The 3,489-nt window shown below is 53.8% G+C and carries 5 protein-coding genes; all 5 read left to right on the forward strand.

The annotated features are described in order from the left end of the window. Positions 1-1,139 (forward strand): nucleotide disphospho-sugar-binding domain-containing protein (locus EPO09_RS22055; protein WP_290646757.1); only part of this gene is annotated, 1,139 nt, incomplete at its 5' end. A gap of 148 nt (positions 1,140-1,287) precedes the next feature. Beyond that, a complete protein-coding gene (locus EPO09_RS22060) occupies positions 1,288-2,436 on the forward strand; it encodes an MFS transporter (protein ID WP_290646759.1) in 1,149 nt (382 codons plus the stop codon). Between the two features lie 48 nt (positions 2,437-2,484). Beyond that, on the forward strand, positions 2,485-2,781 hold the full coding sequence (locus EPO09_RS22065) for a putative quinol monooxygenase (protein ID WP_290646761.1): 297 nt from the start codon (positions 2,485-2,487) through the stop codon (positions 2,779-2,781). A gap of 21 nt (positions 2,782-2,802) precedes the next feature. Next, positions 2,803-3,066, forward strand: a complete 264-nt coding sequence (locus EPO09_RS22070) for a hypothetical protein (RefSeq protein ID WP_290646763.1) — start codon at positions 2,803-2,805, stop codon at positions 3,064-3,066. A 23-nt stretch (positions 3,067-3,089) separates the two neighbouring features. Next, on the forward strand, positions 3,090-3,489 hold a 400-nt coding region (locus EPO09_RS22075), incomplete at its 3' end, for a GDP-mannose 4,6-dehydratase (protein ID WP_290646765.1).

Consider the following 3,489-nt stretch of genomic DNA (forward strand, 5'->3'; position numbering starts at 1 on the left):
GTCATTTCTTCCCTATGGTCCCATTGTGCTGGGCACTTCGCAGTGCAGGTCATGAGGTTATGGCGGCGCTGCCTGGAAAATTCACGGCCGTAGCGGAATCTGCCGGAATAACGTCAACGCAAATCAGCAGCAGTGATCATTTCTATAACCGTGACAGCCAGGCGAATCATCAAACTACGCCGCAATGGGGCGCCAATGCTGATGGGTCGCACCATGGGCGCGTTACCCAGGCCGTGATCGAGCACGTTCTGGATACCTACATGCCTATTTCGTATTCAAATGCGGAAGCGATGGTCAAATTGGCCGACCAGTGGCGCCCAGATTTGGTTTTGCACACGCCGTGGGACTACACAGGGCCACTCGTTGCCACAATGTTGGGCATTCCACGTGTGAGCCACAGTTGGGGCGTCGCGCTCCCCAGAGAACTGGAGGCACTGGAGGCTCAGGCTATCGAACCTCTGCTTCAAAAATGGGGCATCCAAGGCGGACTGCAAGAAGCCAAACACCACATCGATATCTGTCCGCCCAGCCTTCAGTACGACGAGGTGCCGACCATGACACGGCACATGCAGTACATCCCATTCAATGGCTCATCTCCTCTGGAACCCTGGTTGCTCGAAGCGCCCAAGCGCAAGCGCGTGTGTGTATCCATTGGCAGTGTGCCCATTGAGAACGGGCATGCGCACTTGCTGGAAAGCGTGATCATCGCGCTCTCCAGGATGGATGTTGAAGGCGTCGTGCTGACTGGCGGCGTACAAGTCAACCTCGAACATCAACCCGCAAACGTCAAACTCATCAAGAACAACATTCCCTTGAGCTATGTGCTGCCCTCTTGCGATTTCGTGATTCATCACGGTGGCTCTGGCTCGACCATGACGTCATCGGTATTGGGTTTGCCTCAACTGGCCATTCCTCAGATGTGTGACCAATTTCGACATGCAGAGCGAACAGCCGAAGCCAAAGTGGGTATCACCCTCACTAACAAGACGCCTCACCCGGATGAGGTTTATCAGGCCGCGACGCAACTCATTTCCGATGAGGTCTATCGAACCAATGCTCGAAAGATGCGGATTGAAAACCTTCAGCAACCCAAGCCGGAACATTTCGTTTCCCTGCTTGAGTCATTGACTCAACGCTGACCGGACCCAGCAAGAGTGGAGGCTTGATTTATTTCAAGCCTTTACCCCTGCCCAGGCCCTTTCCCTAGATACATCAAACCAATGCGAGAATTTCATGCACGATAATCGCCGACCCCATGAGCTAAGCCGAACGCAAGTCCTTGCGGTCATGATGGCCCTGATATTGGGCAGCTTTGGAATTGGAACCGGCGAATTCGCCATCATGGGCGTATTGCAGGATGTGGCGACAGGCATCAACACGCCCGTGACACAGGCTGGCAATCTGATCAGCGCCTATGCACTCGGCGTAGTAATAGGCACCCCCCTCAGCATTCTGTTCGTAGCCCGGTTTCCCCGAAAGACGCAACTGTTGCTGCTCATGGCTTTTGCCGTGCTGGGTAATGTGGCCACAACATTCTCGCCCGAATACACCAGCTTGCTGGCGTCGCGTTTTGCCGCCGGTTTACCTCATGGCGCCTATTTCGGCGTTGCTTCGCTGGTGGCCGCAAACTTGTTTCCCCCCTCTCAACGTGGCAAAGCAGTGGGATGGATCATGCTGGGTATCACGTCCGCCACGCTTGTAGGCAATCCGATGTGCACATTCATCGGACAGGCGGCTGGTTGGAGAGAGGTTTTTGGGATCATTTCCCTCATTGAAGTCATCGCCGCTGTCTTGATTGCTGTATTTCTGACACGAAACGAGGAAGAGCCTGCTAGCAGCCCAATCAAGGAGTTCGGCGCACTGCTCAATCGTCAAGTCTGGTTCACGCTGGCGGTCGGCGCAATCGGCTTTGGAGGTGTCTTTGCTGTCGTTGGTTATGTGGCCCCGGCTCTCACGAGCGCGGCCAGCATGAGCCCAACGCTCCTGCCTTATGTGCTGCTCGTCTTCGGACTAGGTATGACAGCAGGCAACTATGTTGGTGGGCGTTCGGCGGACAAAAATCTCACCGCCACCATCATGCTTGCATTGGGTTGGGGGCTATTCACGATGCTGCTCTACACAAAGCTCATGACCAATCCCTATGGGGCGTTTCTGGGCATTTTCCTGATCGGCACAAACATGGCCCTGGTGGCCCCTCTGCAGGTCCGTTTGATGGATGTAGCCGGTAACGCCCAGACATTGGCGGCGTCACTGAACCACTCGGCGCTCAATCTGGCCAATGCCATCGGTCCCTGGCTTGTTGGCATCGCCATCGACATGAAGTATGGCTGGGAATCTACCGGCTACATCGGGGCGGTGCTATCGGCAGTCGGCGCAGCGATCTTCCTGGTATCACTTCACAGCGAAAAGACGATGGATAGCGCTTACGCCCGTTGATCACCATAAACACGGTCTCGTGTTTTCACTCTGAAAGGAAAAGCCATCATGACTTATCACGTTCTGGTTCAGTTCGACGTTCCCTCAGACAAACGAAGTGTCTTTGAAAGTGCGGCGAACATGAATGCGCAATCGGTAGACAAAGAGCCTGGCACGCTTCGATTTGAAATCATACGAGACGAGTTCAATAAAAACAGATACTACTTTGATGAGATGTACGCAGACGAATCCGCATTTCATGCGCACTGCCAAAATGAATCTCTCGGCAAGTTCCTGGAACTAATCGACAGTTACGCCTTTGGCCCGGTCATCCTGTTTAAAGGAAACAGGACACAACCGAAGTGAATTGCATCACCAAGGGGATTTATGAACAACAACATCACCCCCGACGCACCAGCGGCACTGCCACTGGCGCCATATGCATCACCCGCGCCGCAAACTGATCATGGCGTCATGGAGAACATCCTCCTGCCAATTGAAATAGACGGATGTGCTCCGCCTGTTTTTGTCGTGATTTCCGTCCGTTCAGAAGGGCACGGAGAAAACGAGCGTGAGGCATCCAAAACTGCGACACCTGAAGACCCCTATTTGCGGCCTTCCAACATTACCAATAAATGGCGCACCCTGTGAGGTGACGCCAAAAGGGAGTTATCGTGATACTCGTAACCGGAGGCGCAGGCTTTATAGGCGCCAACTTTGTGATTGATTGGCTTAAGCAATCAGACGAGCCCATCATCAATCTGGACCTTCTCACATATGCCGGCAATATGCAAAACCTGGAGGATTTGCATGACACCAATAAGCACATCTTTGTGAAAGGCGATATCTGCAATCAAGAGTTGGTGCGACAGTTGCTGGAGCAATACAAGCCCCGAGCTGTCGTGCACTTCGCAGCGGAGAGTCACGTAGATCGATCCATCCACGGACCCGAGGCATTTATCAGGACCAATATCGAGGGCACTTTTTCGCTTCTGGCAGCCGCGCGAGCTTATTGGTCCGCGCTGGATGGCCAGGCCAAGGAGGCATTTCGTTTTCTCCACGTATCCACGGATG

The sequence above is a fragment of the Aquabacterium sp. genome (genome assembly GCF_004297345.1).
Lineage (GTDB): Bacteria > Pseudomonadota > Gammaproteobacteria > Burkholderiales > Burkholderiaceae_C > Aquabacterium.